Source organism: Streptomyces sp. NPDC088812 (genome assembly GCF_044750285.1).
GTDB lineage: Bacteria > Actinomycetota > Actinomycetes > Streptomycetales > Streptomycetaceae > Streptomyces.
The window spans coordinates 142,508-165,305 of record NZ_JBIVJP010000016.1; the positions used below are offsets into that span (position 1 = coordinate 142,508).

Consider the following 22,798-nt stretch of genomic DNA (forward strand, 5'->3'; position numbering starts at 1 on the left):
TCGGGAGACGTACGGATCCGCCATCGCGGACCGTGCCGGCAGGAGCCGTAGACGAACCGACCCTCGTCGCAGACCGTGTCGGAGGGGCGCGGCCGGGTACTCGATGAGCTCGCCGTCACGGCCTCGCCGGACGGTCCGCCGGACGCGGGCCGGCCACGGGGCCGACCAGGAACAGGAACGAGGGGGCACAGATGACGCAGCACGCGGACGACCACGCTCACGAACAGCACGCCGGCGTCGCGGAGCTGCGTCTGGCCTCCGGGGACCACGGCCTCGTCCCGCGGCGCGACCCGCTCGCCGAGGACCTTCCCCTCGACCGCAACCAGGCGATCCTCCAGGCCGCGAAGCAGGTCGGAGCGATCCTGAAGCGCAAGGGGCACCGGTTCGCCCTCGCGGGGAGCGTCGCGGTGTACGCCCACGGCGGTACCCAGAACCTCCAGCACGACGTCGACTTCTGCTTCCGTCCCGAGGACGCGGGGGACGTCGCCGAGACGCTGCGGGACGCCGGGCTGCCGGTGCACGCGCCGCCGGAGGACTGGCTGCTGAAGGCGAGCTGCCTCGGCCAGCAGGTCGACCTGATCTTCGAGCTGGCGCACCAGCCGGTCACCTCGGAGATGCTGGAGCGGGCCCAAGAGCTGTCGGTGGACTCGGTGTTCATGCCGGTGCTGTCGCCGACCGACCTGGTGCACAGCCTGGTGGCCGCCTTCTCCGAGCACCACTGCGACTTCGGGGCGGTGCTGCCGATCGCCCGGACGCTGCGGGAGCGGGTCGACTGGGACCGGGTGCGCCGGGCGTGCGGGGACGATCCGATGCCCGACGCGTTCTTCTACTTCCTGGAACGGCTGGAGGTCATCCCGCCGAGGCCGAAGGAGGAACAGCGATGAGGCCCCTCGCGGAGCACGCGGGCGGAGCCGGGGGCACCGGCTCCGCCCCCGGGAATCCCCAGAACCCGGGAAGCCCAGGAAGCCCGGGCAACCCTGGGAACCCTGGGAATCCCGAGAACCCCGAATACCGCGTCGCCCACCTGCGCGACCGGCTCGCCGCGGAGGAACTGGGCGAGCTGGGCGTACGCGCCGAGGTGCGGGCCGGGTCGGTCGTGGTGACCGGCACGGTGCCGTCCTCGGAGTGCCGGGAGACACTGCTGCGGACCGTCCGCGAGGCGCTGGCCGGGCTCCCCGTGCACACCGATGTCGTGGTGGCGGAGACCGCCTCCCCGGACCACGCGGAGGACCTGCCATGATCCGGGTCGCCGCCGTCGGGGACATCCACATGGGACCGGACAGCCAGGGCCTGCTGCGGCCCGCCTTCGACACCCTGCCCGAGTGCGCCGACCTGCTGCTGCTGGCCGGCGACCTCACCCGGCACGGCACACCGGAGGAGGCGCGCGTGGTGGCGCGGGAGGTGCAGGGCCTGCCGGTGCCGGTCGTGGCGGTGCTGGGCAACCACGACCACCACGACGAACAGCCCGAGAAGGTCACCGCCATCCTCCAGGACGCGGACGTGACGGTCCTGGAGGGCGAGGGGACGGTCGTCGAGTGCGAGGGGACGCGCGTCGGGATCGCCGGGACGAAGGGGTTCTGCGGCGGGTTCGTCGGGCGCAGCGCCGGGGAGTTCGGCGAGCCGCTGATGAAGGAGTTCGTCCGCACCACCCGGCGCAGCGCGGACGCCCTGCGCACGGCGCTGGAGGAGCTGGACCGGGAGGGCTGCGACGTGCGGATCGCGCTCACCCACTTCTCCCCCGTCGCCGACACCCTCGCCGGTGAGCCGTTGGAGATCTACCCGTTCCTCGGCAGCTACCTGCTGGCCGAGGCGATCGACACGGCGGGCGCCGACCTCGCCGTGCACGGCCACGCCCACGCGGGCACGGAGCACGGGATGACCGCGGGCGGGGTGCGGGTGCGGAACGTGGCCCAGCCGGTCATCCGCCGGGCGTTCAACGTGTACCAGCTGCACGGCGACTGACGCCGGGGCGGCGGTCTCCGCTCCGCACGCGATCGGGGAGCGCCGTCCGGACGTGCCGGCGCCGTTCCCCGGTCGCGTGGGGAGCGCCCGGTTGCGCGGCCCGTGTCCCCGGGGCACGGGCCGCGCCGTGCGCACGCCGGGGCGCTGACACGTTCAGGTGATGATCGCCCGGGACTCCCCCGCCGGCCGGCCGCCCACCCGTATCCAGGGCGCATGGATGATCTCCGTACCTCTGACGACTCCCCTTCCCCCTCCCGTTCCCTCTCCCGCCGGCGGTTCACCGCCGCGGCCGCGGCCGGTACGGCCGGTGCCGCCGCCCTGACCGCGGTCCCGAGCCCGGCGACCGCCGCCCCTGCCCCGCAGGCCCCGAGCACGCCGAGGTCGACGGCCGACTGGGCCACCTGCCTCGCCGTCGCCCGGGCGCTGCTGGTGGTCGACGAGCAGGACCGGCCGCTGGTCCCCGGTTATCTCGAGATCCTCGACTCCGGTCTGCCGCGCGCCCGGACGCGGACCGCGAAGAAGGTGCTCGTGGTGGGCGCGGGGCCGGCCGGGCTGCTGGCGGCCTGGCTGCTGAAGCGGGCCGGGCACCGCGTGACGCTCGTGGAGGCCAACGGCAACCGGGTCGGCGGCCGGATCAAGACCTTCCGCACCGGCGGGCACGAGCAGGCGCCGCGGGCGTTCGCCGACCCCCTTCAGTACGCGGAGGCCGGGGCCATGCGGCTCCCCGGCAGCCATCCACTGGTGATGGCCCTGACCGGCAAGCTCAAGGTGGAGCGCCGACGGTTCCACCTGGTCGACGTGGACGCCGAGGGCAAGCCGGTCAACAACGCCTGGCTGCACGTCAACGGCGTCCGCGTGCGCCGCTCCGCGTACGCCGCGTCGCCCCGCAGGGTCAACCGGTCCTTCGGGGTGCCCCGGAAGTACTGGGACACCCCCTCCTCGGCCATCCTGCGCGCGGCCCTGGACCCGGTCCGCGACGAGTTCAGCACCGTCGGCGCCGACGGCAAGCGCGTCGACAAGCCGATGCCGGAGCGCGTACAGGGCTGGGCCCGGGTCGTGCAGCGGTACGGGGACTGGTCGATGTACCGGTTCCTGACCGAGGCGGCCGGTCTCGACGAGCGGACGATCGATCTCGTCGGCACCCTGGAGAACCTCACCTCGCGGCTGCCTCTCTCCTTCATCCACAGCTTCATCAGCGCCTCGCTGATCAGCCCGGACACCGAGTTCTGGGAGCTGGTCGGCGGCACGGCCACGCTCCCGGACGCACTGCTGCGGGAGGTCTCCGACGTGCTGCGGCTGGACCGGCGCGCGACCCGCGTCGAGTACTGGGCGCCGGACGGGCGCGGCACCGACGGCACCGCGCACGTGCGCGCGGACGGCCCGCACGTGTGGATCGACACCGTCTCCGAGGGCCGCGACGGCGAGGTCGTGCGCGAGCAGTTCACGGGGGACGCCGCGATCGTCACGGTGCCGTTCTCCGGGCTGCGTCAGGTGCAGGTCAGGCCGCTGATGTCGTACAAGAAGCGGCGGGCGGTGGCCGAGCTGCACTACGACAGCGCGACCAAGGTGCTGCTGGAGTTCGCCCGCCGCTGGTGGGAGTTCACGGAGGCCGACTGGAAGCGGGAACTGGACGCCGTGCGCGCCGGGCTCTACGACGACTACCGGGCGGGCCGGGTGCCCGACGACGGGAGCCTGCTGGGCGCCCACCCGTCCGTGCCGCGCGGCCACATCAGTCCGGCGCAGCGCGTGCACTACGCCGCGCACCGGTGGGCGACCCGCGACGAGCCCGAGGCGGCGCACATCGTCGGCGGGGGTTCGGTGTCCGACAACTCCAACCGGTTCATGATCAACCCGTCGCACCCGGTCGAGGGCAGCGCGGGCGGTGTCGTGCTGGCCTCCTACAGCTGGGCCGACGACGCCTCCCGCTGGGACTCCCTCGACGACGACGCGCGCTACCCGCACGCCCTGCGCGGTCTCCAGCAGGTGTACGGCCGGCGCGTCGAGGTCTTCTACACGGGCGCCGGCCGCACCCAGAGCTGGCTGCGCGACCCGTACGCCTACGGGGAGGCGTCCGTGCTGCTGCCCGGCCAGCACACGGAGCTCCTGGCGGCGATCCGCACGCCCGAGGGGCCGCTGCACTTCGCCGGCGACCACACCTCGGTGAAGCCGTCGTGGATCGAGGGCGCGCTGGAGTCGGCGGTGCGGGCCGCGCTGGAGGTGCACCGGGCCTGACCCCGCGCCACGCGGGGGGCCGGCACCGGCGGGAACGCCGAAGCCGCGCGGGGCTCTGGTACCGGCGGGAACGCCGGAGCCGCGCGGACGCCGGTACAGGGGAGTGCGTCCGCGCGGCGGTCGGGGGGTGGCGCCGGTCAGCTCGTCGCGCGGACGGCCTCGCGGATGAGGTCCGCGACGTCCTTGGGCCGGGACACGGCGACGGCGTGCGAGGCGCCCTCGATCTCGACGACGGTCGCCCCGGCCCGCTTGGCGCCGAAGCGCTCGACCTCGGGGTTGATGGCGTTGTCCCCGCCGGCGATCAGCGCCCAGGAGGGCTTCGTCCGCCAGGCGGCCGCGGTGGCGGTCTCCTCGAACGCGGCGGCGGCCAGCGGGCGCTGGGTCGCGGCGAGGACCTTGGTGACCTCGGCCGGGACGTCGGCGGCAAACACCGCCGGGAAGGCGTCCTCGGTGATGGTGACCTCGACGGCCGGCTCGCCGCCCGGCACCGGGTACGTCCACTGTTTGAGGTTGCTGACCAGCGGCGACAGCGGGAAGCGACCCTGGAGCTCGCCCAGGCTCTCGCCCTCCTCCAGCGCGTAGGCGGCGACGTAGACGAGACCGACGACGTTCTCCGTGACACCGGCGACGGTGATCAGGGCGCCGCCGTAGGAGTGGCCGACGAGGACGACGGGGCCGTCGATCTGCGCGGCGACCGAGGCGACGTAGGCGGCGTCGGAGGCGAGCCCGCGCAGCGGGTTGGCCGGGGCGATCACGGGGATGCCGTGGCTCTGGAGCTCGGCGACGACGCCGGACCAGCTGCCCGCGTCGGCGAACGCTCCGTGGACGAGGAGGACGGTGGGCGTGGTGGTGGTCATGGTGGTGCGTGCCCCTCGGGTCAGGCGGAGTGGAGGGCGCCGCGCAGGGTGGCGACGGCCTGGTTGATGGCGGCCTCGGCACCGTGCGTGGACCGCAGGGCGTTGAGCATGACGAAGTCGTGGATGACGCCCTGGTAGCGGACGGCGGTGACGGGGACGCCGGCCGTGCGGAGCTTGCCCGCGTAGGCCTCGCCCTCGTCGCGCAGGACGTCCGCCTCGGCGGTGATGACCAGGGCCGGGGGCAGGCCGGTGAGCTGCTCGGTGGTGGCGCGCAGCGGGGAGGCGGTGATCTGGGCGCGCTCGGACTCGTCGGTGGTGTACTGGTCCCAGAACCACTGCATGCCGTCGCGGCGCAGGAAGTAGCCGGTGGCGAACTGGTGGTAGGAGCCGGTGTCGAAGGCGGCGTCGGTGACCGGGTAGAAGAGGACCTGCTGCACGATCGGGATGCCGCCGCGCTCCTTGGCCATGAGGGTCAGCGCGGCCGCCATGTTGCCGCCGACGGAGTCGCCGGCGACGGCGAGGCGGGAGGCGTCCAGGCCCTTCTCCGCGCCCTCCTCGACGACCCACCGCGCGACCGCGAAGTTCTGCTCGATGGCGACCGGGTAGCGGGCCTCGGGCGAGAGGTCGTACTCGGGGAAGACCACGGCCGCCGAGGCGCCGACGGCGAGTTCGCGGACGAGGCGGTCGTGGGTGTGGGCGTTGCCGAACACCCAGCCGGCACCGTGGATGTAGACGATCACCGGCAGGGGGCCGGTGGCGCCGGCGGGCTTGACGATACGGGCGCGGACGCTGCCGGTGGGCCCACCGGAGACGGTGATCCACTCCTCGTCGACGGCCGGCTTGTCGATCTCGCCGGACTGGACCTCGTCGACGGCCTTGCGCCCCTCCGCCGGCGGCAGGTCGAACAGGTACGGCGGGTTGGCGGTCGCCTCGGCGAACGCGGCGGCCTCGGGCTCCAGTACCGGTCGGACCGGTTCGACGACGTCGGACATGGGTGTCTCCTGCTGTTGGCGGTGTGCTGTCTTGCCCCGGCACGCTATGTCGGCCGGGCGGCCGCGGATGGTCCGCGGGTGCACCGGCACTGTCCTCACAGCGCACGGAAAGGCGGTGCACTGCCGGGCCCGACGTGCGGTGCGCCGTGGGGCCCCGACGTGCGGTGCGCCGTAGGGCCCCGACGTGCGGTGCGCCGTGGAGCCCGACGGGCCCCGACGTGCGGTGCGCTCGGGGAACAGCCTGGTGCTGTCGGGCCGGTTCGGCCAGTCGGCAGGGTGAGGACGGGAACCGGCACCGGCCCGGGAGACGCGAGAGACGCGGGATCGGTGTTCGCCGCCGTCGACACCCTGTCCGTCGATCGCGGGCTGCGGGAGCATGCCACATCGGAGCAGCGGTGCCGGTCGGCGGGCTGATGACGTGCGGCTTTTCACCCCGTGCCGACCGGGGCGGGCGCGGTGGCTCCGCCCCGCCCGGCGGCGTCCCGGCACTCGCGCGGGGACATGCCGTAGGCGGTGCGGAAGACCCGGCTGAAGTGGGTGGCGCTGGTGAAGCCCCAGCGGCCCGCCACGGCCGCTATGGTCCGGCCGCCCCGGCCGTGGCGCACCAGGTCGCGCCGGCACTCCTCCAGGCGGCGGCGCAGGATCCAGCGGCCGACCGTGGTGCCCTCGTCCTGGAACAGTCTGTGCAGGTAGCGCACGGAGATGTGGTGGGCCCGGGCGATGGTCTCCGGGGACAGGTCCGGTTCGGTCAGGTGGAGTTCGACGTACTCCAGGATCCGGACCAGCACCGGTGCCCGCCCGTCCGGTGTGCGCGGCGCGTGTGCCTCCAGTTGTTCCGCGGCCAGGGTGGCGAGCAGGTTCACGGCGTTCCAGGCGAGCATCTCGCCGACGTGCGGCCGGGCCGCGGAGGCGGTGCGGGCGAGGTCGGACAGCAGCGGCGACAGCAGCGTGCCGAGCCGGGACGACCGGGCGACCGGCGTCCGCGCGATCCGCCGTGCGTCGGCGGGCGTCAGCGCGAGCAGCTCGCCGGGGACCAGGAACACCGTCGCGCGGAACCGCTCGGGGAAGTCGAGCTCCGCCGGGTGGCGGGCGTCGTAGAAGCAGAGGTCGCCCGGTGCGAGCGGCAGGGCGAGCGGGTCGGGGTCGGGGGGTGCCGGGGCGCCCCGCACGCCGACGAAGAGGTACTCGCCGCCCTCCGTGGCGCGCAGCCGGTGCGCGGGGTACGGCGAGCGCTCGCCCGGCAGCGGGCCGGGGCCGCGCTCGCCGGTCACGATCTCGACGCCCGGGGGCGTCCGGCGGACCCGCGGGCCGATGGTGCTGGTGATGGACATCCGCCGTTGCCTCCGGAGCGACTGTCGGTCTCGTCGCCCGGACCGTAGGCAGGGCCGGGTGCAAAAAGAGTGACATCGCGGTGAGACCCGCAGGTCGGAGCCTTGTTCCGCCCGTCACCTGAGGCGCGGAGCGGGCTAGCTAGGTGCCTTCCTCCTCGGTGCCTTCCTCCTCGGTGCCTTCCTCCTCGGTGCGCTCCGCCGCGAACACCCGCAGCAGGTCGTGCAGCCCGTAGCGGCCCGGCGCGTGCTCGGTGACCAGGTGGGCGTCGGCGAGCTCGGCGAGCAGCAGGCGGGCGCGGCGCACCGGGAGCCCGGTGAGCGCCGCGGCGCCCGCCGGGGTGAGGACGGAACCCGGGTGGCGGGGCAGGAGGCGGAACAGGCGGGCGCTGTCCGGCGGGAGCCGCCGGTAGGAGCCCAGGAAGGCGGTGCGCGGGTCGGACGCGAGGCCGGGGGCGGTGAGGGCGTCGAGGGTCCGCCGGGGGTCGCGGAGTTCGGCGGCGAGGGCCGTGAGGGGCACGTTGGGGCGGGCGGCGGCGTGTGCGGCGGCGGTCAGGGCCAGCGGCAGCCCGCCGCAGCGGGCGGCGATCTCGTCGGCGGCGCGCGCTTCGGCGGCGCACGCTTCGGCGGCCTGCCGGCCGGCGCCGACGCGGAGCGCCAGCGCCTCGCGGGCGTCCTCGGCCGGCAGTGGGTCCAGGCGCAGCGGGCGGGCGCCCGACGCGATCAGGCCGGGCAGGGCGTGGCGGCTGGTGACCAGCGCCAGGCAGCCCGGTGCCGCGGGCAGCAGCGGACGCAGCTGCTCCGTGCCGGCGGCGTCGTCGAGGAGCACGAGGACGCGTCGGCCGGCCAGCAGGGTGCGGTACCGGCCGGTCAGGGCGGCCAGGCCGTCCGGCATGAGCGGGGCGGGGACGCCCAGCGCCGCGAGCATGCCGCGCAGCGCCTCCTCGGGCCGCAGGGCGGGCCGGCCCGGGGTGAACCCGTCCAGCGCGACGTGGAGCAGGCCGTCCGGGAAGCGGTGGGCGGCGCGGCGCGCCCAGCGCACGGCGAGCGCCGTCTTGCCGACGCCCGCCATCCCGCCGATCAGCACGGCCGCCGACGCCCCTCCCCCGTTCTCCGCCGGGCCCGTGTGGGCCGTCAGCCACTCCAGCTCGGTCCGGCGGCCGGCGAACGCGACCGGGTCGGCGGGCAGGTGGGCGGGACGGGCGGTGGCGGGGGCGGGCGCCGACGCCGCGCGGGCGGTGCCGAGCCGCAGGACGGGCACCGCCCGTCCCACGTCCACGGCCGGCCCGGACCGCAGTCTGCCCACCTCCTGGCGCAGCACCCGCGTGTGCGCCGCCGCCAGCTCGGCGCCGGGCACGATGCCGAGTTCCGCCGTCAGCCGCCTGCGGACGTCGTCGTACGCGGTCAGCGCCTCCGCCTGGAGGCCGCAGGCCGCCAGCGACAGGACCAGCCGGGCGTGCAGCGCCTCGTCGAGCGGGTCGAGTACGGCGGCCCTGCGCAGGGCGGGCAGGACGTGCTCGGCGCGGCCGCACAGCAGGGCGGCGTCGGCCGCGAGCCCGGCCGTGTGCAGGAGCTCGCGCTCGACGGCGGTGAACTGGACGTGTTCGCGCGCGGACGCCGGGATGCCCATCGCCACCGGGCCGCGCCACTGGCCGAGCGCCTCGGTGAAGCGCCCGGCCGCCGTCTCGGGGCGTCCGGTGGCCGCGGCCCGCTTGCCCTGCCGGGTCAGTTCGCGGAAGCGCAGCAGGTCGACCTCGTCCGGGTCCGCCTCCAGAAGGTAGCCGCCGGGATGCCGCCGCAGCCGTCCGCCGGGGGCGCGGGGCGGCAGCTCCGGCTCCAGCAGCCGGCGCAGCGCACCGGCGTACCGGCGCACCACGTTCAGTGCGCTGGCGGGCGGGCGTTCGGCCCACAGCACGTCGAGGATCTCGCTCGTCGGCACGGGCCGGCCGGTGTGGGCCAGGAGCAGGGCGAGGAGGGCGCGCTGCTGGGGGAACCCCAGGTCGAGCTCCTGTCCGTCCCGCCACGCCCGTACGGGCCCCAGCATCTCGAACCGCACCCGCCGACCTTCCCCTTCCGTCCCGGCAACCGGTGCCATCCTAAAAACGCGTGCGGCGGGGGGTGGGGGTCGGGGCGCGGCGTTCCCCGGCCGCCGGGTGGCGGGGGACGCCGGGCGGCGGGTGGCGGGCGGCGAGCCGGATGCGGCCGGGGCGGCGGGTGGCGGGCACCGGCAGCGGGCGGCGCGTGCCGGGGGTGGCATGCGGATGCGCCCGGGGCGGCGGGTTCCCGGGCGCGGACCCGCCCCCGGTCAGCAGGCGCCGGCGTGGCCGGTCGCGCCGGTCAGGCGGGCCTCGATCCGTTCGGCGTCGGGGTGGGGCCGAGGGCCCGGGGCGCGGTGGGCCCCCGCTTCCGGCGACGGGTGGCGGCACCAACGGCGGACGCCGGACGCCGGCGGGGGACGCCGGGTGGCGCGGGCGGCGAGCGGATGCGCCCGGGGCAGCGGGTTCCCGGGCGCGGACCCGCCCCCGGTCAGCAGGCGCCGGCGTGGCCGGTCGCGCCGGTCAGGCGGGCCTCGATCCGTTCGGCGTCGGGGTGGGCGAGGGCCTTGAGCAGGGCGAGGGCCTGCTCCCAGGCGGCGCGGGCGCCGTCCCGGTCGCCCATGGCCTGGTGGGTGTCGCCGAGGCGGCCGAGGATGTCGGCCTCGGTGTAGGGCACGCCGAGGCCGCGCAGGAGGGCGAGGGCGTTGCGGTAGCCGAGCAGGGCGTGCGGGTGGCGGCCGAGGTGGTGGTGGGCGTAGGCGATGCTGTCCCAGGTGACGGCCTGTCCGTAGCGGTCGTCGAGCTCCTGGAGCATGGTCAGGGCTTCCGAGCAGTGGGTGAGCGCCCGCTCGTGCTCGCCGAGCAGGGCGTGGTACCAGCCGACGGAGTTCAGGACGGCGGCCTGCGCGGCCCGGTCGCCGAGGGCGCGGAACAGGCCGAGGGCGAGCTGGTTGTGGCGCAGAGCGCCGGGGAGGTCGCCGCGCTGCTCGCTCTCCCAGCCGAGACTGCGGTGGGTGTGGGCGCGGCCGGTGTCGTCGCCCAGCGCGGTGAAGAGTTCCAGGGCGTGCTCCAGGCGCGGGACGGAGTCCGCGTGCAGTCCGAGGCGGCCCTCGATGCGGCCCAGCGCGCGCAGTCCGCGGGCCAGGAGGCCGGGGTCGTCGAGGCGCCGGGCGGCGTCGAGGGCGGTGCGCTGGACGGCGAGTCCGTCGTGCCAGTGGCCGCGCCGGTCGAAGAACGGCTCCAGCGACCAGGCCAGGTGGCAGGCGAGCCGTTCGTGCCCGCGGGCGGCGGCCGTCTCGACGACGGCGAGCAGCACCGTGTGCTCCGCGGTGAGCCAGGCCAGCGCGCGGTCGACGTCGGCGAGCGGCTCGGGGCGGACGCCGTCCGGGGCGGGCGGCGGGGGCGGCGGGTCGGAGTTGGGGGCGAGCAGGCGGTCCGCGGCGTGGGCGGTGTGCAGGTAGTGGTGGTGGAGCCGGTGCAGGGCCGCGTGCCGTTCGTCCTCGGTGTGCCGCTCGTCGAGCAGTTCGGCGGCGTGGGCGCGCAGCAGGTCGTGGAAGGCGTGGCGGCCGGGGCTGTGCTCGGTGACGAGGTGCAGGGCGGTCAGCTCGGCCAGCAGGGGCCGGGTCCGGCGCACCGGCAGGCCGGCCAGCGCGGCCGCCGCCGGGAGGGAGAAGTCGGGGCCGGGGTGCAGGGCGAGCAGCCGGAACAGGCGGGCGGCCTGCTCCGACACCTCCCGCGAGGACCAGGAGAACACCGTGCTCACGTCGGCGGAGGCGTCGGAGCGGGCGAAGGCGTCGAGGCTGCCGTCGGCCTCGCGCAGTTCGGCGGCGATGGCCGCGAGCGGGAAGTGGGGGTGGGCCGCGGCGCGGGCGGCGACACAGGCGAGGGCGAGGGGCAGCCCGGCGCACAGGGCGCCGATCTCGTCGGCGGCGCGCGGCTCGGCCTCGACCCGGCCCGCGCCGAGGCGGCGGACGAGGAGGCCCCGCGCCTGGCCGGGGCCGAACGGCCGCAGCGTGAGGGCGTGGGCGCCGGCGGCGGACACCAGGGAGGACAGTCCGTCGCGGCTGGTGACGAGGGCGAGGCAGCCGGGCGAGCCGGGCAGCAGCGGTCGGACGTGGTCGCTGTCGCGGGCGTTGTCCAGGACGACGAGGACCCGCCGTCCGGCCAGCGTGCTGCGGTAGAGCGCGGTCTGCGCGTCCAGGCCGTGCGGCACGCGTTCCGGCGGCACCCCGAGGGCGTCCAGGAACCCGCGGACGGCCTCCCCCGGCTCCACGGCCGCGCCGGACGGGTCGAAGCCGCGCAGATTCACATAGAGCTGTCCGTCGGGGAAGCGGTGGGCGACCCGGTGGGCGCAGTGGACGGCGAGGGTGGTCTTGCCGACGCCCGCCATGCCGCCGATGGCGCTGATCACGACGGTGTCCGGGCCGGGCCCGTCCACGCCCGGCAGGGGCAGGGTGAGCAGTTCGTCCAGTTCGGCGTCGCGCCCGGTGAACGCCGGTATGTCGTGCGGAAGCTGGGCCGGGGCGGGGAAGGAGGCGACCGGGGCGACGGGGGCGTCCGCCCCGGCGGCCGCGGCGGACGGCGGCACCGTCTCCCGGTCCTCCCCCGGCACCGTGTCCCATTCCTCCCTCGGCGCCGTCTCCCGGTCATCCCGCAGCACCGCCTCCCACTCCTCCCGCAGCACCGTCTCCCGCGCCTCCCGCAGCTCCGGCCCCGGGTCGATCCCCAGGCCGTCGGCCAGCCGCCGACGTACGGCGTCGTAGGCGTCCAGCGCCTCGGGGCGGCGGCCCGCGGCCGCGAGGGTGAGGATCAGGCCGGCCTGGAGGGGTTCGTCCAGCGGATGGTCGGCGGCGGCCAGGCGCAGGTCGGGCAGGACCGCGTCCGGCGTGCCCGCGCGCAGGGCCGCGCCGGCCGCCTCGCGCAGGGCCGCGAGCCGCTCCCTCCCGGCCGCGTCGAACGCCGGGTGGGTGCGGGCGTGCGCGGGAATCCCGGCGGCGACCGGGCCGTGCCACAGCGCGAGCGCCTCGGTGAGCAGGTCCAGCGCCCGCGCGGGTGACTCCCGCACGCTGTGCCGTCCGGCCTCCCGCAGCGCGCGGAAGGCCAGCAGGTCGAGCGAGTCACCGTCCGTCACCAGGCGGTATCCGCCCGCGTCCCGCAGCAGCCACCGGCCCTCGGCGCGGGGGGCGAGCGAAGGTTCCAGCAGCCGGCGCAGCGTCCCGACGTGCCGCCGCACCACGTTGACCGCGCTGCGCGGCGGGTCGGCCCCCCACAGCACGTCGACGATCTCTTCGACGGCGACCGGCTGTCCCGCCCTGACCAGCAGCAACGCCAAGAAGGAACGTTCCTGCGGACCTCCGGGCTCCAGCTCGGTGCTCCCCCGCCACACCCGCACGGGCCCCAGTACCGCGAACCGCACCGGCTCCGGGCGCGCGTCGTCCGCCCGTAGGTTCCGTTCGTGCCTCACGCGACGGGACTGTACGTCAGGGAGATCACCGACAGTCGCCCAGGGGGACGGGGATCAGGGGTCACGGGGAGACAAGCGGGTGCGCCGCGGCGCGGGAACCGCAGCGCGGGAACCGCAGCGCGGGAACCGCAGCGCGGGAGCGCGGGAACCGCAGCGGGGCTCAGCCCTCTTCCACCCGCTTCAGGGCGTCCACGAGCGCCTGGTGGATCTCGTCGGGCAGCCAGCGGCAGTGGGCCCCCTGGACCACGTACTCGGCGACCTCCCGCAGCTTGGTGTTGGTGTGCTGGGAGATCTCCTTGAGGACCTCCCAGCCCTGCTCGGGGCGGAGGTGGCCGACGGCGACGACCACGCCGATCGCCTGGTCGACGACGGCGTGGGAGACCACGGCCTGCCTCAGCTGGCCTATCTCCTCCTCGAGGACACCGATCCGCTCGTTGAGCTCCTCCTCCGTGGTCATGGCGGGCCGCCTCTCCTCCGCGTCCGGTAACCGTGCGGGCGATCAGGGGCGATCACCGTGCCAATCCGTCCCATCCTGCCCCCGCCGGCACCGCTGCGCCGCACCTGGAACGAACGGCATCACCGGGTGCGGTACGGAAAACGAATGCGGTCCCCGATGCCGGGCAGGCGAGGAGGGCGGACGGCCGGCGCCCCGTGCCCCCGCCGCGGGCGGGCGGCTCGGCCGCCGGGCCGCACGCCCTGCGCGGCGCGGGGCACCACGGACACCGGACGGGGCCGAGATGAGCACACTGTTCTTCGACAGCGACGACCTGCGCCTGACCGAGGACTTCCTCAGCCGGGCCTACGCGCGCATGCACATCGGCAGCAACGCCCCGGGGGCCGGACGGGCGCGGATCACCCGGGCCGCCGCCCCGTCGGTGACCGTGGACGAGCTCGACCTGGACTTCGAGATGAGCTACTCGGTCACGCCCCTGGGGCGGATCTGCCTGTGCCTCGTCCACGAGGGGGCCATCCGGGACCACGTCGTCGGCGGCGGCGTCGAGGACGCCTTCGGTCCGGGCGACGTGGTGTCGTTCGCGCCGCCGGAGCTGCCGTACTCGGGCCGGGTCTGCAACGCCCGCTACAACATCACGATGCTGGAGCCCGGCCTGCTCGCGCAGGTCGCCGCCGGCGCGCCCGGACACCGGGCCGGACCGGTGCGGCTGACCGGCCACCGGCCGCACTCCCCGGCCGCGGCCCGGCACCTCAGCCGCTCCATCGGCTACCTGCGCGACCACGTCCTGTCCGACCCCGGTCTCGCCGACCAGCCGCTGATCACCTCGACGGCCGCGCAGCACCTGGCGGCGGGGGTCCTGGCCGCCTTCCCCAACACCGCGCTCACCGACCCCACCCCGGCCGACCGCAACGACGCGCACCCCGCCACCCTGCGCCGCGCGCTCGCCCACATGGACGACCACGCCGACGAGCCCCTCACCGTCGCCGACATCGCCGCGGCCGCCCACGTCACCGTACGGGCCCTGCAGTACGCCTTCCGCCGCCATCTGGACACCACGCCCCTGGCCCATCTGCGCCGGGTGCGCCTGGCCCACGCCCACGCCGACCTGCTGGCCGCGGACCCGGCGGACGGCACCACGGTCACCGCCGTCGCGGCCCGCTGGGGCTTCTTCCATCCGGGCCGCTTCGCCACCCTGTACCGCTCCGCGTACGGACGCCCGCCGCGCCGGACCCTCGCCACCGGATAGCGAGCGGCCCCCCGCGGGCTGTCACGAGCCCGCGGGGGCCGGGAACGCGGGAGGCCGGGAACGCGGGAGGCCGGGAACGCGGGAGGCCGGGAACGCGGGAGGCCGGGAACGCGCCGGTCCCCGCTCACTCCAGGCGGCGCTGGTCCTCCTCGCTCCACGCCCGGGTGTCGCGCGGCGGTACGTACGGCTCCTTGTCCTTCGGCAGCCCGCCCGCCACGGCACGCTGGCGGGCCATCTCCGCGTCGAACTCCAGACCGAGCAGGATCGCGATGTTGGTGATCCACAGCCACACCAGGAAGACGATCACACCGGCGAGCGTGCCGTAGGTCTTGTTGTACGAGGCGAAGTTCGCGGCGTAGAACGCGAAGCCGGCGGAGGCGATCATCCAGATCAGCAGCGCCAGCACGCTGCCCGGGGTGATCCAGCGGAAGCCGCGCCCCTTCACGTTCGGCGCGGCCCAGTACAGCAGCGCGATCATCATGGTGACCAGGACGACGAGCACCGGCCACTTCGCGATCGACCACACCGTCAGCGCGGTGTCCCCGATGCCGAGCGCCTCACCGGCCCGGCGGGCCAGGCCGCCGGTGAACACCACGATCAGGGCGCTGATCACCGCCAGGACGAGCAGCACCACCGTGACGCCGACCCGCACCGGCAGCACCTTCCACACGGGGCGGCCCTCCGGCATGTCGTACACGGCGTTGGCGCTGCGGATGAACGCGGCGACGTAGCCGGATGCCGACCACACCGCGAGGACGATGCCGACGAGCGCCATGATCGAGCCGACGCCGCCGCGGCCCTGGAGCTGCTGCACCGCGTCGCTGATGATGTCGCGTGCCGAGCCCGGGGCCAGTGTCCGCACGTTCTCCAGGACCTGGTCCGTGGCGGATCGGCCGGCGACGCCCAGCAGGGACACCAGCACGAGCAGCGCCGGGAACAGCGACAGCACTCCGTAGTACGTCAGGGCGGCCGCGCGGTCGGTGAGCTCGTCGTCCTGGAACTCGCGCACCGTGCCCTTCAGCACCGCCAGCCAGGAACGTCTCGGCAACTGGGTGGGCTCGTCGGGTGCCCGTCGCTCCACCTGCTCGTCCGGGCCCGGTGTGGGGCGGGGTTTCGATGTCCGTGCCATGGGACCGGAGTAACCCGCACGGCCCGTCGCATGCGTCGGCCGGGCCTCGGAACCGCGGATCCCGGGCGTCCGCCGGGAGCGCGTCCGCCGACTTCCCGTCGTCGGCGGCGCAGGTCGGGGCCGGTTCGGGGTATCCGCATTCCGGAGACGGCCACGGAGACGGCCACGGAGCGGGAGGGAGCGGGAATGGTCAGGCGATCCGGCTGCCGGAGTTCCCGGCGTCGTCGTGTATCAGCGTCGCCGCCGCGTCGCAGAAGGCCTCCAGCCCCTCCAGCAGCGCGACCCGCCGGGCGGCGGGCATCACCGCCAGCACCGCCTGCAACTGCTGTTCCCGGCGCACGCGCAGATCCGCGAGGAAGGCCCGCCCCCGGCCGCTGAGACGCAGCCGCACCTCGCGCCGGTCGGCCGGGCTCACCGCCCGTTCGACGAACCCGGAGGCCTGCAACCGGTCGCAGAGCCGGCTGGTCGACGGCGGGGTGGAGGCGAGCGAGTCGGCGAGGGTGCGCAGATTGATGCCCTCGTGATGCTCGAGGATCAGCAGCACGCGCAACTGGGACGCGGAGGCGGGGGCGGTCGAGGCCCTGCCCCACAGGACTTCCAGCAGCTCCGCGGCCGTCGCGGTGACCCGTGCGACCTCTTCGGGCTCCGGGCGATGGCGGAAGGCAGTCACGGTCCACACTCTCGCAGGCACTGGGTCGACCGCCAGCGTACTAGGGACCGCGTCGGCCGACCCCGTCGTACGCCCGGAGGGGGTACGGCGACACGGCGGGCGGCGGGCACAGCGACACGGCGGGCCGCGGCCGCACCGAGGGCCTCGTGCGCGTACGAGGCCGCCAAGAATTCGACGAAAGGTTGATGTTGTGACCACCGTGAACGCACTGGTGACCGCCGAGCGCGCGCTGCGGACGGCGGCCCCCCACGAGGTGATCGACGCGGTCCGCGGCGTACTGCTCCGCCAGTACGCCGCGGACTCCGTCGAGCTGTACCTCGCCGACTACGGCCTGACCGTGCTGCAACCGGTGTCCGAGCTGCCGCACACGGCGGAACCGGTGTCGGTGCACGACGGCCCGGCCGGCCGGGCGTTCGGCGCGCAGGAACCGTTCGTGGAAGCCGTGGGGGACGGGCGGGTACGGGTGCACCTGCCGGTCTCCGTGCGCGGCGACCGGCTCGGCGTGCTGACGGTCACCCTGCCGGAGCCGGCCGGCGACGTGCCGGCCGAACTCGCGGAGATCGCGCGGGCCCTCGGGCACGAGCTGATCGTGGCCGAACGGGACACCGACCTCTATGTCCAGGCGAGACGCAAGGACCGGCTCACCCTGGCCGCCGAGATGCAGTGGCACCTGCTCCCGGGCCGGTCGTGCAGCCGCCCCGAGTTCGAGCTGGGCGCGCAACTGGAGCCCGCCTACGCGGTCTTCGGCGACAACTACGACTGGTCCGCGACGGCCGACCGCCTGATGCTGTACGTCACCAACGGCATGGGCGAGGGCACGGAGGCGTCCCTGCTGACCGGTCTGGCCATCACCGCGCTGCGCAACGCCCGGCGGGCCGGACTGTCCCTCGCCGACCAGGCGGCCCTCGCCGACCAGGCCGTGCACGCCCACTACCGGGGCCGCCGCTACCTGTCCGTCCTCATGCTCGACCTCGACCTCACCACGGGACGCGCCCGGGTGGTGGACGCCGGCTCCCCGCGCATGCTGAGGCTGCGCGACGGCCGTGTGGAACGGATTCCGCTCGACGCCCAGTTGCCGCTCGGCATGTTCGAGGAGACCGACTACGTGGAGCAGGAGGTGCACGCCGAGCCCGGTGACCGCCTCGTCTTCGTCAGCGACGGCGTGCACGCGGTCGCCTCCCCCGGCGGAGAGACGTACGGCGACGCCCCCCTCGCCCGCGCGATCCAGGCCACCCGCCTGCTGCCCGCGGCCGAGGTACCGCACGCCGTCCTGCGCGAACTGACCCGCCACCGCGGCGAACGGACCCCGGAGGACGACGCCCTGGTGGTCTGCCTGGACTGGCGGGGGCGCTGATCGGGGAGAGCGGCGGGGGAGGCGGCGGGCGGCGGGGGCCCGTGGGGCGCCCCGGCGGGTGGCGCGCGGGCGCGGACGCGGCGTGTGCGGGCCCGGCGGACTCGGTCGCGACACGCGCGGGCTGCCCTGCTCGGCTGTGCGCCGGGGCGTGAGCCGCCGCCCGCCGCTCGCGCGCCCCCGTTGCCGCTTGTCACCGCCCCGGTCCGCGCACTACTGTCACCACGCCTTGGTGAACGGGAAATCCGGTGTGATGCCGGTGCGGCCCTCGCCACTGTGATCGGGAAGTCCGGCTCCGGCCCTCACGGGCAGCCACTGGGTCCTCGGACCCGGGAAGGCGGAGCACGGGCGGTGGTACCCGTCAGCCAGGAGACCGGCCAAGGCGCGTCAACCATCCACGAGGTGCTGGAGAGGGTCTGCTGAGCCATGCACATAGCCGAGGGTTTCCTTCCTCCGGCGCACGCGGTCGCCTGGGGCATCGCGTCGGCGCCGTTCGTCGTCCACGGAGTCCGCGCACTGAGCCGTGAGGTGCGCGAGCACCCGGAGAGCACGCTTCTCCTCGGCGCCTCCGGGGCCTTCACGTTCGTCCTGTCCGCTCTCAAGCTGCCCTCGGTGACCGGCAGTTGTTCGCACCCCACCGGGACCGGCCTGGGCGCGATCCTCTTTCGGCCGCCGGTCATGACGGTGCTGGGCACCATCACCCTGCTCTTCCAGGCACTGCTGCTCGCGCACGGCGGGCTGACCACGCTCGGCGCCAACGCCTTCTCGATGGCGATCGTCGGGCCCTGGGCCGGCTACGGCACGTACCGGCTGCTGCGGCGGTTCGCCGTGCCGCTGATGGTCGCGGTGTTCTTCGGCGCGTTCGTCGCCGACCTGTCGACGTACTGCGTCACCAGCGTGCAGCTGGCGCTGGCGTTCCCCGACCCGGGCAGCGGCTTCCTGGGCGCGCTCGGCAAGTTCGGCTCCATCTTCGCCGTCACGCAGATCCCGCTCGCGGTGAGCGAGGGTCTGCTCACCGTCCTGGTGATGCGTCTGCTGGTGCAGTCCAGCAAGGGCGAACTGACCCGGCTCGGCGTGCTCGTCACCGGGCGGCGACAGGCGCAGCCGACCGGGACGGAGGCGGTGGCCCGGTGAACCGCAACGCGAGGATCAACGCCCTGCTGCTGCTCGTGGTGGTCGCCCTCGCGGTGCTGCCGCTGGCCCTGGGCCTGGGCGACGGCAAGAAGGAGCCGTTCGCGGGCTCCGACGCCGAGGCGGAGACGGCGATCACCGAGATCGAACCGGACTACGAACCGTGGTTCTCCCCGCTGTACGAGCCGCCGTCCGGTGAGATCGAGTCGGCGCTGTTCGCCCTCCAGGCCGCGCTGGGCGCGGGCGTCCTCGCCTACTACTTCGGCCTGCGCCGGGGCCGGCGGCAGGGCGAACAGCGGGCGAGGGCCCTGCCGGACGGCCCGGAGACCGCACACCGGACGGTCCCGGACGACGGCGCGGCCGGCGCGGAGCGTACGGAGGCGACCGCGCCCGCGGACGGCGCCCCCGGCGGTGCCGGGAAGTCCGGGCGGGGACGGGCCTGACCCTCGTGCTGCCGATCGACGCGGCGGCGCACAGCAGCCGCTGGCGCCGCCGTCACCCCGTGGACAAGGCCGTACTCGGACTCGGGCTGACCCTGCTCGCGATCTCCCTGCCGCCCTGGCCCGGTGCGGCCCTGGTCCTGGTGACGGCGCTCGCCGTGCTGCTGGGCCCGGCGGGAGTACCGGCCCGCCGGCTGTGGCGCGCCTACCGGGTGCCGCTGGGCTTCTGCGCCACCGGTGCCCTCCCGCTGCTGGTCCGGGTGGGCGGGCCCGGCGCCTTCGTGGGCCTGGCCGACGGCGGGCCCGCGCGGGCCGGGGAGCTGATGCTGCGCACCTCGGCCGCCTCCCTCGGCGTGCTGCTGTTCGCGTTCACCACCCCCATGTCCGACCTGCTGCCACGGCTGGTGCGGGCCGGCGTGCCCGCGCCGGTCGTGGACGTCGCCCTGGTCACGTACCGCATGAGTTTCCTGCTGCTGGACTCCGTGCGGCGGATCCGGGAGGCCCAGGCGGCCCGGCTCGGGCACACCTCGCGGGCCGCCGAGTGGCGCTCCCTCGCCGGGCTCGGCGCCACCGCCTTCGTGCGGGCCTTCGACCGGGCGGCGCGCCTCCAGGCCGGGCTCGCCGGACGCGGCTACGACGGCACCCTGCGCGTCCTGGTGCCCGAGGCCCGCGTCTCCGTCCGCTTCACGGCCGCGAGCTGCGCGCTCCTCGCAACGGTGGCCGCCCTCACCCTCGTCCTGGAAGGGCCCCTGTCATGAGCGAGCCGGTGGCCCTGCGGGGCGTCTCCTTCGCGTACGAGGACGGCCCGGCCGTGCTCGACGGTCTCGACTTCGCGGTCCGCGAGGGCCGCGCGCTCGCCCTGCTCGGCCGCAACGGCAGCGGCAAGACGACCCTGATGCGGCTGCTCAGCGGCGGACTGCGGCCGCGCGCCGGGACGGTGACGGTCGACGGGCGGCCGGTGGTGTACGACCGCAAGGGGCTGACCGGGCTGCGGACGACCGTCCAGCTGGTGGTGCAGGACCCGGACGACCAGTTGTTCGCCGCGTCCGTCGCGCAGGACGTGTCGTTCGGGCCGCTGAACCTCGGTCTGCCCGACAACGAGGTACGGGCCCGGGTGGCGGAGGCGCTCGCCGCCCTGGACATCGCCGCCCTCGCCGACCGGCCCACCCATCTGCTCTCCTACGGGCAGCGCAAGCGGACCGCGATCGCGGGCGCCGTCGCGATGCGGCCGCGCGTGCTCGTCCTCGACGAGCCGACCGCCGGGCTCGACCCGGACGGCCAGGAGCGCCTCCTGGCCACGCTCGACGCCCTGCGCGCCGCCGGCACCACGGTCGTGATGGCCACCCACGACGTCGACCTGGCCCTGCGCTGGGCCGACGACGCGGCCCTCCTCACCCCGTCCGGCGTCCACACCGGGCCCGCCGCCCCCACCCTGGCCCGCGCCGACCTGCTCCGCGCGGCGGGGCTGCGGCTGCCCTGGGGCGTCGCCGCGGCCCGGCTGCTGCGGGCGCAGGGCGCGTTGGCCGAGGGCGATGCCGGCCCCCGCAGCCCGGAGGAGCTGGCCGCCCTGGCGGCGGCCGTCCCGTCCCCCCGGCCGGCCGACGGCTGAGGCGGGCCCGTCCGGCGGGGTGTCGACGCGCCGCCCGGTGGAACCCGGTGGGTCGGAAGGAAGCCCCGCCGACACCCTGGAGGCCGTGTGCACCGCGATCCCGACGCCCTCCACCGCCGCGTCCGCCAGGAGGTGACGGACCGGGCGGACGCCCTCTGGGGCGTCGCGTCGGCACTGCACGCCGACCCCGAGTACGCCTTCGCCGAGCGGCGGGCCTGCGCGCTGCTGACGGGTGAGCTGCGCCGGGCCGGATTCGAGGTGCGGCAGGACGTGGCGGGCCTGCCGACCGCGTTCACCGCGCGCCACGGCCGGGGGCGGCCCGCGGTGGCGCTGCTGCTGGAGTACGACGCCCTGCCCGGCCTCGGGCACGCGTGCGGGCACAACCTGATCGCCGCCGCCGGCCTGGGCGCGGCGATCGCCGCCCGCGCCGCGCTGGGTCCGGACGCCGGGTCGGTGCTGGCGGTGGGCAGCCCGGCCGAGGAGGGCGGCGGGGGCAAGGTGCTGGAGGTGGAGGCGGGCGTCTTCGACCACGTCGACGCCGCGCTCATGTTCCACCCGGGGGTGTACGACTGGGTCCGGGCGCCGCTGACGGCCCAGGAGCAGTACCGGGTCGGCTTCCACGGCCGCGCCGCCCACCCGACGGGCAACCCCACGGAGGGCATCGACGCGCTCGCGGCCCTCGTCGAGCTGTTCAACGTGCTGGCCGCGCTCGGTCGGCGGTTGCCCGAGGCCTCGCACGTCCAGGGCATCGTCACGCACGGCGGTACGGCCACCAACATCGTGCCCGAGTACGCCGAGGGGCTGTTCGGGCTGCGCGCCGCCACCACGGACGCCCTGGACGACCTCGCCGGGCAGGTGCGGTCCGCCGCCGAGGGCGTGGCGCTCGCCACCGGCACCACGTGCGCCGTCGAGCGTGCCACCGTGCGCTACGAGCACTTCCGGGACAGCGGGGCGCTGTCGGGGCGGTTCGCCGCGCACCTGCGCCGGGCCGGCATCACCGTGACGCCGCCGGTGCCGGGGGTGTACCTCGGCTCGTCGGACATCGGGAACGTCAGCGGGCGGGTGCCGGCCATCCACCCCTTCGTCGCGATCATGGGTGAGGACGGCTCCGACCACACACCCGAGTTCGCCGCCGCCGCGGCCTCCGACCGGGCCCGGCACGTCCTCCTGGCGGCCACGGAGGCCCTGGCCTGCACGGCGGTGGACGTCCTGTGCGACGCGGACCTGCGGGCCGAGGCGTGGCGCGGGCACGACCACGGGATCACCACCGGCACCGCCCCACGCTGACCGGGCACCGCCCGACACCGACCCGTGCCGCCGGACGGCCGGACGGCGCGCCGTGCGGGGCCCCGGGTCGGCCCCGGTCCCTTGGCCCCCTGGCCCGGGGGCCCGGGTCGGGGGTCCGGGATCCGGGGCCGGGGTCCGAGGCCTGGCGTCGGAGGCGGGAGGCCCGCGAGCGGAGGCCGAGGGCCCGGGGGCGGAGGCCGGGGGTCCGGGGGCGGAGGCCGGGGGCCCGGGGGCGGAGGCCGGGGGCCCGGGGGCGGAGGCCGGGGGCCCGGGGGCGGAGGCCGGGGGACCGCGGGGCGCCGCCCGACACCGGCCCGCGCCCCCGGACGGCGCGCCGTGCGGGGACCCGAGTCGGACCCGGTCCCTTGGCCCCCTGGCCCGGGGGCCCGGGTCGGGGATCCGGGGTCCGGGGCCGGGGTCCGAGGCCTGGCGTCGGAGGCCGGAGGCCCGGGGGCGGAGGCCGGGGGCCCGGGGGCGGAGGCCGGGGGACCGCGGGGCGGAGGCCGGGGGACCGCGGGGCGGAGGCCGGGGGACCGCGGGGCGCCGCCCGACACCGGCCCGCGCCCCCGGACGGCGCGCCGTGCGGGGACCCGAGTCGGACCCGGTCCCTA

General features: G+C 76.0%; 19 protein-coding genes and 1 riboswitch. Of the genes, 11 read left to right on the forward strand and 8 right to left on the reverse strand.

All coding sequences use genetic code 11. From position 1 onward, the window contains the following. Positions 1 to 191: 191 nt before the first annotated feature. From ACIP67_RS26815 to ACIP67_RS26830, 4 genes are all read left to right on the forward strand, one after another. Positions 192 to 884 carry a nucleotidyltransferase domain-containing protein gene (locus ACIP67_RS26815; protein WP_401695345.1) on the forward strand — a complete coding sequence of 231 codons (693 nt, stop codon included), beginning with the start codon at positions 192 to 194 and terminating at the stop codon, positions 882 to 884. A gap of 140 nt (positions 885 to 1,024) precedes the next feature. Continuing rightward, positions 1,025 to 1,240 (forward strand): BON domain-containing protein, encoded by a 216-nt coding sequence (locus ACIP67_RS26820; protein WP_401695460.1) that lies wholly within the window; start codon positions 1,025 to 1,027, stop codon positions 1,238 to 1,240. After that, positions 1,237 to 1,962: a metallophosphoesterase gene (locus ACIP67_RS26825; RefSeq protein WP_401695347.1), complete on the forward strand. Its 726-nt coding sequence runs from the start codon at positions 1,237 to 1,239 to the stop codon at positions 1,960 to 1,962. The genes ACIP67_RS26820 and ACIP67_RS26825 overlap by 4 nt, the downstream gene beginning before the upstream one ends. Before the next feature lie 213 nt (positions 1,963 to 2,175). Next, positions 2,176 to 4,194, forward strand: coding sequence for a flavin monoamine oxidase family protein (locus ACIP67_RS26830; RefSeq protein ID WP_401695349.1), 2,019 nt, complete (start codon positions 2,176 to 2,178; stop codon positions 4,192 to 4,194). Positions 4,195 to 4,331: 137 nt separating this feature from the next. Here ACIP67_RS26830 and ACIP67_RS26835 read toward each other — a convergent pair whose 3' ends face one another. From ACIP67_RS26835 to ACIP67_RS26860, 6 genes are all read right to left on the reverse strand, one after another. Continuing rightward, on the reverse strand, positions 4,332 to 5,051 hold the full coding sequence (locus ACIP67_RS26835) for an alpha/beta fold hydrolase (RefSeq protein ID WP_401695352.1): 720 nt from the start codon (positions 5,049 to 5,051) through the stop codon (positions 4,332 to 4,334). A 20-nt stretch (positions 5,052 to 5,071) separates the two neighbouring features. Beyond that, positions 5,072 to 6,043, reverse strand: coding sequence for an alpha/beta hydrolase (locus ACIP67_RS26840; protein ID WP_401695354.1), 972 nt, complete (start codon positions 6,041 to 6,043; stop codon positions 5,072 to 5,074). Positions 6,044 to 6,471: 428 nt separating this feature from the next. After that, positions 6,472 to 7,374 carry a helix-turn-helix domain-containing protein gene (locus ACIP67_RS26845; RefSeq protein ID WP_401695356.1) on the reverse strand — a complete coding sequence of 301 codons (903 nt, stop codon included), beginning with the start codon at positions 7,372 to 7,374 and terminating at the stop codon, positions 6,472 to 6,474. A gap of 139 nt (positions 7,375 to 7,513) precedes the next feature. Further along, the gene (locus ACIP67_RS26850; RefSeq protein ID WP_401695358.1) at positions 7,514 to 9,427 is read right to left on the reverse strand and encodes a BTAD domain-containing putative transcriptional regulator; all 1,914 of its coding nucleotides are present in this window, start codon (positions 9,425 to 9,427) and stop codon (positions 7,514 to 7,516) included. Between the two features lie 470 nt (positions 9,428 to 9,897). Continuing rightward, positions 9,898 to 12,870, reverse strand: a complete 2,973-nt coding sequence (locus ACIP67_RS26855) for an AfsR/SARP family transcriptional regulator (protein ID WP_401695360.1) — start codon at positions 12,868 to 12,870, stop codon at positions 9,898 to 9,900. A 160-nt stretch (positions 12,871 to 13,030) separates the two neighbouring features. Beyond that, a complete protein-coding gene (locus tag ACIP67_RS26860) occupies positions 13,031 to 13,327 on the reverse strand; it encodes an ANTAR domain-containing protein (RefSeq protein WP_401695362.1) in 297 nt (98 codons plus the stop codon). A gap of 280 nt (positions 13,328 to 13,607) precedes the next feature. Between ACIP67_RS26860 and ACIP67_RS26865 the strand changes: the two genes are divergently transcribed. Then, a complete protein-coding gene (locus ACIP67_RS26865; protein WP_401695364.1) occupies positions 13,608 to 14,570 on the forward strand; it encodes a helix-turn-helix domain-containing protein in 963 nt (320 codons plus the stop codon). A 124-nt stretch (positions 14,571 to 14,694) separates the two neighbouring features. Here the strand turns inward: ACIP67_RS26865 and ACIP67_RS26870 are convergent, their stop codons facing one another. Both ACIP67_RS26870 and ACIP67_RS26875 read right to left on the reverse strand, forming a co-directional pair. Beyond that, positions 14,695 to 15,699, reverse strand: a complete 1,005-nt coding sequence (locus ACIP67_RS26870) for a YihY/virulence factor BrkB family protein (RefSeq protein ID WP_401695366.1) — start codon at positions 15,697 to 15,699, stop codon at positions 14,695 to 14,697. A 190-nt stretch (positions 15,700 to 15,889) separates the two neighbouring features. Then, positions 15,890 to 16,378 (reverse strand): MarR family transcriptional regulator, encoded by a 489-nt coding sequence (locus tag ACIP67_RS26875; RefSeq protein ID WP_401695461.1) that lies wholly within the window; start codon positions 16,376 to 16,378, stop codon positions 15,890 to 15,892. A gap of 202 nt (positions 16,379 to 16,580) precedes the next feature. On the opposite strand from ACIP67_RS26875, the gene ACIP67_RS26880 reads away from it, so the two are divergent. From ACIP67_RS26880 to ACIP67_RS26905, 6 genes are all read left to right on the forward strand, one after another. After that, entirely contained in the window at positions 16,581 to 17,723 is a 1,143-nt protein-coding gene (locus ACIP67_RS26880) for a PP2C family protein-serine/threonine phosphatase (protein ID WP_401695462.1), read from the forward strand. A 210-nt stretch (positions 17,724 to 17,933) separates the two neighbouring features. Further along, positions 17,934 to 18,117, forward strand: a riboswitch (cobalamin riboswitch). A gap of 29 nt (positions 18,118 to 18,146) precedes the next feature. Beyond that, complete coding sequence (locus ACIP67_RS26885) at positions 18,147 to 18,854, forward strand: energy-coupling factor ABC transporter permease (protein WP_401695368.1); 708 nt, start codon at positions 18,147 to 18,149, stop codon at positions 18,852 to 18,854. After that, complete coding sequence (locus ACIP67_RS26890) at positions 18,851 to 19,294, forward strand: energy-coupling factor ABC transporter substrate-binding protein (RefSeq protein WP_401695370.1); 444 nt, start codon at positions 18,851 to 18,853, stop codon at positions 19,292 to 19,294. Before ACIP67_RS26885 ends, ACIP67_RS26890 begins: the two co-directional genes overlap by 4 nt. Before the next feature lie 5 nt (positions 19,295 to 19,299). Next, complete coding sequence (gene cbiQ, locus ACIP67_RS26895; protein WP_401695371.1) at positions 19,300 to 20,049, forward strand: cobalt ECF transporter T component CbiQ; 750 nt, start codon at positions 19,300 to 19,302, stop codon at positions 20,047 to 20,049. Continuing rightward, on the forward strand, positions 20,046 to 20,900 hold the full coding sequence (locus ACIP67_RS26900; protein WP_401695373.1) for an energy-coupling factor ABC transporter ATP-binding protein: 855 nt from the start codon (positions 20,046 to 20,048) through the stop codon (positions 20,898 to 20,900). The genes cbiQ and ACIP67_RS26900 overlap by 4 nt, the downstream gene beginning before the upstream one ends. An 87-nt stretch (positions 20,901 to 20,987) precedes the next feature. Next, entirely contained in the window at positions 20,988 to 22,187 is a 1,200-nt protein-coding gene (locus ACIP67_RS26905; RefSeq protein ID WP_401695375.1) for an amidohydrolase, read from the forward strand. Positions 22,188 to 22,798 lie beyond the last annotated feature (611 nt).